Genomic DNA, 6,904 nt, shown 5'->3' on the forward strand with positions numbered 1-6,904 from the left:
AGTCCATCAGGCCACATCCAGGTGAAGGTCACTGACCAGGCGCCAGGTGATATCTGGGCAACCGATGAACAAGCCACCATGCAGGCGGCCCTGGCGAACCATTGAAGCCACGGTGTCGGCCGCCTCGGATACGGAGACACCGACAACGCCAGCGATCGCCACCGCGGTCAGTGCGGCATGGCGCAGGATGGCCAGCTCGATGCGCGACTCAACCACATCGCCTTCGAACAACAGAGCGGCATCGGCGCCGACAAGCTCGACCACTTTGGAGTGCGCCCCCGCGCCGGTGGTAGCAGCGAAGGAATCGGCCTCTTGTTCAGGGCTCACAACCAGCACGAGCCCCCCTGCTTGTTCGGTGTGCTTCGCCACAGGTCGTACCGCTTCACCCACAACCCCAGCGGCCTCGCAGTAACGCAGCACTGCCTGGATCTGCTCATTCACCTCAATGGATTCCATCGCACGGGTCAGTGCCACGTACAGCAGGTGGAGTTCTTGGCGTAACTCCGGGGTATCCAGCACCAGCGGCAGGCCGGCATCGGTGATCAGGTTGAGGAAGTCGCTCAGCAGTACGACCTGCGGGAACTCCAACCCTTTCGAACGGTGGGCAGTGCACAGAGTGACGGTCGCATCCTTGATGTCGCTGACGCAGGCATCCTTGATGCGCTGTACCAGGCTCGGGATTTGATCGCCGTACTGCTTGGCAACACTGATGAGGGCGTGGATCTCTTTGTCATCGGTGTCGTTGGCATAAGCCTCCAGATCCTGGAGCGAGCGGAACGCACTGAGCAAAGGATCGCGTAGACGGACACCCGTGTTGGCGCGCAGGTGGTGCACTTCAACCAGCTTGTCGAACGGGTACTCGTTGACGCCACCCACGAAGTGAAGACGCTGGCCTTCCAGCAACTGGACCGCACTGGCGAACAGCTTCGCATTGGTGCGCCCGATGATCGCGTAAGGCTTGGTGCGGTCGACGGCGAATCGGGTAGTCAGCTCATGGCGCGAACTGCGCACTGGGTCCTGCTCGCCGGCGAACTGACGCAACAGCATGGTGGCGAGCTCGGCAATGCCGGCGCCATAACGGTGGCTCTCGCTCAGCGTTACGACTTGATCGAACTGCGACGGCTCGAAGGTGTTGTAAGCACCTCGGAAGCCGAAGATGGCTTGGAAGTCATCACCGGCCAAGCGCAGTGGGCAGCTCTGGCGCAGGATCACCGCTGCAAAGACCGGATTGGTGTCCTGGTACTCGTCCAGCAGGATCTGGTCGTAGCGGTGGCTCAGGTCCGGGTCACCCAAGCTCCACAGTTTCAGGTAGCCGTCGTGCGGCATACGCAGGGGGGTGGATTCCAGAAACTCTGCTCGCTCGGCTTGGCTTTCGCCGCACCCACGAGACCACTGACGCAAGCGCTGCAGATCCGCCCACACATGCTTCGCCCATTCCGCAGCCTTCTGACGGTCATCGCCAACGATCTTTGTGGGCACGTGCGCAGCCAGGATCTCCCGATCTGCCGAGACCATGAAGTTGTGCAGAGTGACGTACAGGTGGCGAGCAAAGGCCATGGGGATCTTGTACTGCTTGGCCAGTTGGGACGGATGGAGATCATCCTGCTTGCCAGTCTTCTTGAACTGGCCACCGACCTCCCAAGCAAGCCCATGGCTGGTCCTGGTGGTGACGTTGGAAGGGAAGCGAGCAGCTGCGTCCTCCTTGTTGGCCTTGCCAAAGGTGACATACAGCAGGCGCTGGTCAGGGAAACGCAGGGCGTGCGCGATGAGCAGCGAGGTCTTGCCGGCCCCCGCCTTGGCGCGGATCAGCAATCGCTTGGCGGTGCTGCCCAGAGCAACAGCCTGGTCTGTGTTTGGGGTGAAAGCTTTCGCGGCCATTGCCGGCCTCCTTGAGGTGCGAGTGGTAGATCAGTCGTCTCGGTTGAAATTGTTGAAGCAGTCGTTGAAGGGGTTATGCCCCTCCTCCTGATCCATGAGCGGGACCTTCTTGCTGCGCTTCGCGTTTGGATCAGCAAACAGGTTGAAGAACACGACCATTGGGATGCTGGCTGCGACCACCAGGAGCAATGAGCCCGCGAACACCCAGCCACCAAAAGCGTGGCGGGCGTATGCAGCAAACAGACAAGCCGCTACAGCCAGAGCAATCGCTCCAACGCCCTTTCCAACCTGTTTCATCACACCGTACTTGCTCATTGCGGCGGCTCCTAAGCACAACCATTTATGACTCAACGATACCTATAGATTTGCATGGATGCAAGACAAATTATAGTTACGTGTTACGAATGCAGGCATAAGCATTTATGGATACTGGCAAGGCAAAGCTCCGGGTGCGAGCACAACCATTTATGACCAGGGGGTAGGAAAAGCGTGGCGCAGGTGCATAACCATTTATACCCATACCAGCCCATAAAAGCCGGCCCCGGCGGCACCCACACTCCGACCAGGGATGGGAAGGAAGCCTGCAGGCAGAGTACTGCATGTAGAGAGCAGAGAGACATGAAGACAATGAAGCACCCTCCCCCGCGAGACACAGATCAGAGAAAAGCAGCTCCAAGCAACCCGAGCTGAGACGGACCTGACCGGGTCACACACCGCACCAGATGAGCAGACAGGTCCTGCATCGCCACCACCGACAGCCAAGCGTCACACGCCGCGAGCCGGATCGCACACAGCCTGCTCAGATCCAACACCACCCGCCACCGGGCGCCACCCATCGCACTCTGCCAACCTGGTCAAACAGCAGCACCGGGCAAGCCAATGGTCGCGAACCGCCGCACAGATCCCACGGCACCTACCACCGACTGCTAGCGATCATCAGAGGCCAGCTGCAGGATCAGCACCGAGCTTCTGCACGGCCGCCGCCGCCGCCCCCGTCGCATCCTTCTCAGCCCGTCGCTCTCCTCCCCCGTCAGATCCTTCTTGGGGTCGCCACCGGCAGCTGGTGGGCTGTATTGCTAGGCGCAACCGAAAGGTCTCCTGGCAGGGACCGGTCATCTGAGACAGAGAGGCACAAATGGTTATGCTGTCGGAGGAAGCAAAAGCGTCAAGCGCGCACCGGCAGCACAGACATCGGAATAATGAAATGCCAATGCGACAGCGCAACAAGAAGAACCCAAACTAGCGATGGCACAATTCACCAAATAGAACTGGTGCGAGAACAACTGGGCGGTACCACGCAAATCCGCACGCGCATGAGAAGATGTAGAAGTCGCAGTGGAATAATGGAGCTGAAGAAGAGAAGAGAGAAAAGAGAATCTACAGCGGCAGAATGAGCTCAACGCCTCGCAGGGAGAAGGAGCCGGTCGGCGCAGAGTCACAAGCGGCACAGACAGAACTGGCAGGCAAACAACAGCCAGCAGCACGGGCGGACACCCAAACCAAACTTGCACAATGGGGCGTGACACAACGGGCAGCCGCAAAAGAGATTCTGACACAAGTGCCGGCGCCAGAACGAGATCTATGGTGCGACCAGAATAAGAGAAGATGAATGAAGTAAATAAAATTAGATTAAGGGGATGGGCGCGAGGCGGCTCGGATCCAACACCGCCCGGCCCAGGTAAAACTCGGCCCACCACCGAATGCGAATGCAATTCTCCGCAACCAGATCACACTGCGCCCAGCAAGCCCGGGTTCTACTTGGCCAAACCACCGGTAGGCTTCTGGCCCGCTTAACCATAGCCGCGGGTCTCACTGCGCATAACACCGGTTTGCTTCTAGTCCGCTTTGCCCATAGCCCGGTTCCTACTTGGCCTGACACCGCAATGTTTCCGGTTCCGCTCAGCCACAAAAAAGGCCCTGCCGACGTTAATCGACAAGGCCTTCGCGAATCAGATTAAGGTTTACTCGTCCACGTCGAGCTCTCCTTCAAACTTGGTTTCGATCTGGTCCAGCATGCTGCCCACCAATGTCTCAAGAGAAGACAAATCATCCTCGCGTGCTTTGAGCGTTAGCTTTACGCCATGACTCATATTTCGTACTCGTTCGTGCATTTCCGCTCTAAGGTCAAAGAGCTTGGAAACCCTCTCGCACAGGATCAGTACCAGCTTGTGGTTCGGCTCGAACTCCCGTGCACGCTTCACTCTCTTCGTCAGCCCTTTATGACTCACGTTCGTGGACATCCATTTTCCCTTGCCGGCCTTGAGCTTGCGGTACACCCGTACGAATGGCCTGGACTGACCTCGGTGCTGGTTGAAATCGATCCCTATGCGCCCCGTCTGAAACGGCTGCATGACGTAGAGCAATTCGCCCATGCGCACCAGGAGCTGATCGATGCGGATCAGGTAGTCTACGGCGGTGTCGACCGACTCTTTGCCTTTGCGCCGCAGCTCTTCGAAATCGTCGATGGAGGGGGGGTTGTGTATAGCCATTGTTTAAGCGTTCGCCGGGGGGTTGTGTATAGCCGCGCCGAGGGGCGCGTTCTGGCGAATTTTCTTTGTGCTTATCCAGTATTGTCAATACGTGTTATGTATCTTAGACTCGACTCAATGCATACAGGGCAGTAGCTACTGCGTACTGATCTGTAGGTACTGCACACTGTGCAGTGCGCATCATTAACCCCTCTAAGTCTCTGGTTTATATAGGTTTAATTCCATGAAAGGTCGCGTAGCAATCGGTTTGGATGCGGGTCGTAGCGCCATTAAGGTGGTCGCGTATCACGAAGGTAAGCGCACTCAGGTCATGTACCCCACCCTGGCGGTTCCTGCCGTCGAACTCACCGACCCAACGACTGCCGCTCGCGCCAAAGCCGAGACCGAGATTGTCGACGGGAAGGCATACTTCACCGGCGATACCGCTCGCCTCCAGGGCAACCTCACCTCCTCTATTGGCTTGAACGACAATTGGACGGACACCCCGGAATATCTGGCTCTTATTCAGTCTGCTTTTACCCGGCTCCGTGCCAAGGGCGTTCAAGGGATTGATGAAGCATTTGTCATCATCGGTACTCCGTCCAAGTTGTTCGGCTCTCGCAAAGACAGTCTGGTTGAGCGCACCAAGAAAGCACTACCTGATACTGTCGAGTTGAAAGCGCTCCCTCAGCCAATGGGTGCTTACTGCGACTACATTTTGGATCAGTCAGGGATCCCAGTAGAGGAATTGATCAATGGCGCGAACGGAAGGCCAAAGTCCTATGGCGTCATTGAGGGCGGCCATTATTCGACTGATTTCCTTCTGATGCGGGAAGGTCAATACATTGAGCGGGGTGCTGACTCTTGTGCTGGAATGAGTGCTGCTGCTGAGCAGTTGCGTCGTATCCTCGGTAAGCACGAAATACAAGCCAGCCTTGTCGAGTGCGAGGAGTCGTTCAGCACTAAATTCCTTTTCCAGTTCGGCGAGCAAATTAACATTGAAGCCCAAGTGGCCGAAGCTCAACAGCATGTGGTTCAAGAGGTTATCTCTAAGGGTAACTCGTTGTTCTCCGATGATGCTCGCTCGCTTAATGGCATTCTGGTTGCTGGTGGAAGTGCCGAGGCGATCTATGGGCGTGCTAAAGAGGTATGGAAACACAGCATTCTGGTGAAAAACCCTCGCTGGGCTGTTGCTGATGGCTTTGCTCGATATGCCCTTGGCCAAATCATCCGTAGCATCGTAAATGCGAATGCCAAAAGGATGTCCGCTGTAAATGGCTAAGTTAATTCGTGTATATGACCCTAATGAAACTGAGCGAAAAATCAATCTGAACATCCCAGAAGATGTTTGCCCAGGTTTGCTGGAGTTCATGTCCGAACTGCCATACGGAAAAGACACACCTCTAATCAGGGGTGTCTTTTACCAATGGTTTCTGAGCAACAATGCGGCCGGCACCTTAGACCAAGCTCTCAATGCCGCACTTGCTGGGCCAGGGGGCATGATTCCGACCGGCCGCCAATCCAGGCGTGAAAGCGCAGAACCGCCAGCTCGCAAAAAGCGGGTACCAAAGCAGCGGGAGGTCACAGCCAGACCTGGAACGGTCAAGGCCTCTGAGATTTTGGGTCACCCAGAACCTCAAGCTCCAGCGGCTCCGGCTATCCCGCCACACGTTGCCGAGGAGGTCCACTCTCCCCGGCAACCCGAGCCGGTAGCCGCTCCGGTTGGTGATCCATTGCTCAGTGGGGCGGATGAGGTCCAGGCAGAACGCGTACAGACACAGCCAATCACTCCCCTATCCAACCCCATCCATAGTACGGATGTTCAGGAAGCGAACATCGAACTGCAGGCTCAGCAGCTCCCAACCGCAGATACCCCGGATGAGGTCCACTCACTACCTGCCGCCCAAGACGCAACGCCGACTGAGCCAACACTCGTGCAGTTGGCAGCATTGGACGCGATGGGCGATATGTTCTAATCCCACAGGATATCAGTTGAAAGATGAAAATTGGTTCCAAACTGCTGACCGTGGCTCAGCGCATAGCGGCAACCACGACTGACTTTGCTCTGGTGTCGCTGGTGCTAGGAGGATCACTAGCGCTTCTGGCATCCATCATGGCGCACAACGCCCATGTCGATATGTCGGGCCCATTCGATGCTGCTACTCCGGGCCTGAGCTGGACTGAAGGGGCTGCGCTGAGCCTCGCCCCGTACTTCCTTGTTCTGTTGCCTTTCGTGTGGTTGATCTATGAAGCAACTCTGACCAGGACCTGCAAAGGCACAACGGCCGGCAAACTGTTGTTCCGCGTCAGGACCCTCTCTCTCACAGGTGATCTGTCCACTTGGCAGTGCATACTGCGCACCACCTTGAAGATCATGTCCGTCTTGCTTTTGCTGAGCATCGGTCACCCGCTCGCACTGGCCGGGGTGCTGGCTGTCTACGTCGCTGTTCCAGTTTTCACTGTGAAAACCCAGTTCATTTTCGACCTCCTGGCATCCACAACCGTAGCAAAACGAGGAACGTGAGCTCCCCAGATTGTATGACCGGCCTAAGGGCCGG

At 57.0% G+C, this 6,904-nt stretch carries 6 protein-coding genes; 3 read left to right on the top strand and 3 right to left on the bottom strand.

Features of this window, described 5'->3' with window-relative positions:
- Positions 1-6 precede the first annotated feature (6 nt).
- The 3 genes from APH34_RS17995 to APH34_RS18005 form a co-directional block, all read right to left on the bottom strand.
- A complete protein-coding gene (locus tag APH34_RS17995; RefSeq protein WP_039614032.1) occupies positions 7-1,878 on the bottom strand; it encodes a UvrD-helicase domain-containing protein in 1,872 nt (623 codons plus the stop codon).
- A gap of 30 nt (positions 1,879-1,908) precedes the next feature.
- The gene (locus APH34_RS18000) at positions 1,909-2,193 is read right to left on the bottom strand and encodes a hypothetical protein (protein WP_023662205.1); all 285 of its coding nucleotides are present in this window, start codon (positions 2,191-2,193) and stop codon (positions 1,909-1,911) included.
- A 1,646-nt stretch (positions 2,194-3,839) separates the two neighbouring features.
- The gene (locus tag APH34_RS18005) at positions 3,840-4,367 is read right to left on the bottom strand and encodes a hypothetical protein (protein ID WP_004577623.1); all 528 of its coding nucleotides are present in this window, start codon (positions 4,365-4,367) and stop codon (positions 3,840-3,842) included.
- A 223-nt stretch (positions 4,368-4,590) separates the two neighbouring features.
- On the opposite strand from APH34_RS18005, the gene APH34_RS18010 reads away from it, so the two are divergent.
- Genes APH34_RS18010 through APH34_RS18020 form a run of 3 tightly spaced genes read left to right on the top strand, consistent with a single transcriptional unit; the run spans position 4,591 to position 6,870 of the window.
- Positions 4,591-5,628 carry a ParM/StbA family protein gene (locus APH34_RS18010; RefSeq protein WP_039614031.1) on the top strand — a complete coding sequence of 346 codons (1,038 nt, stop codon included), beginning with the start codon at positions 4,591-4,593 and terminating at the stop codon, positions 5,626-5,628.
- The gene (locus APH34_RS18015; protein WP_023662206.1) at positions 5,621-6,322 is read left to right on the top strand and encodes a hypothetical protein; all 702 of its coding nucleotides are present in this window, start codon (positions 5,621-5,623) and stop codon (positions 6,320-6,322) included. The genes APH34_RS18010 and APH34_RS18015 overlap by 8 nt, the downstream gene beginning before the upstream one ends.
- A gap of 23 nt (positions 6,323-6,345) precedes the next feature.
- Positions 6,346-6,870, top strand: a complete 525-nt coding sequence (locus APH34_RS18020; protein WP_023662207.1) for an RDD family protein — start codon at positions 6,346-6,348, stop codon at positions 6,868-6,870.
- Positions 6,871-6,904 lie beyond the last annotated feature (34 nt).

The sequence above is a fragment of the Pseudomonas sp. NBRC 111131 genome, assembly GCF_001320525.1.
In the GTDB taxonomy this organism is placed as follows: domain Bacteria; phylum Pseudomonadota; class Gammaproteobacteria; order Pseudomonadales; family Pseudomonadaceae; genus Aquipseudomonas; species Aquipseudomonas ceruminis.

Coding starts and splice junctions, on each gene's coding strand:
- APH34_RS17995 (WP_039614032.1), bottom strand. CDS start 1,878: ATGGCCGCGAAAGCTTTCACCCCAAACACAGACCAGGCTGTTGCTCTG.
- APH34_RS18000 (WP_023662205.1), bottom strand. CDS start 2,193: ATGAGCAAGTACGGTGTGATGAAACAGGTTGGAAAGGGCGTTGGAGCG.
- APH34_RS18005 (WP_004577623.1), bottom strand. CDS start 4,367: ATGGCTATACACAACCCCCCCTCCATCGACGATTTCGAAGAGCTGCGG.
- APH34_RS18010 (WP_039614031.1), top strand. CDS start 4,591: ATGAAAGGTCGCGTAGCAATCGGTTTGGATGCGGGTCGTAGCGCCATT.
- APH34_RS18015 (WP_023662206.1), top strand. CDS start 5,621: ATGGCTAAGTTAATTCGTGTATATGACCCTAATGAAACTGAGCGAAAA.
- APH34_RS18020 (WP_023662207.1), top strand. CDS start 6,346: ATGAAAATTGGTTCCAAACTGCTGACCGTGGCTCAGCGCATAGCGGCA.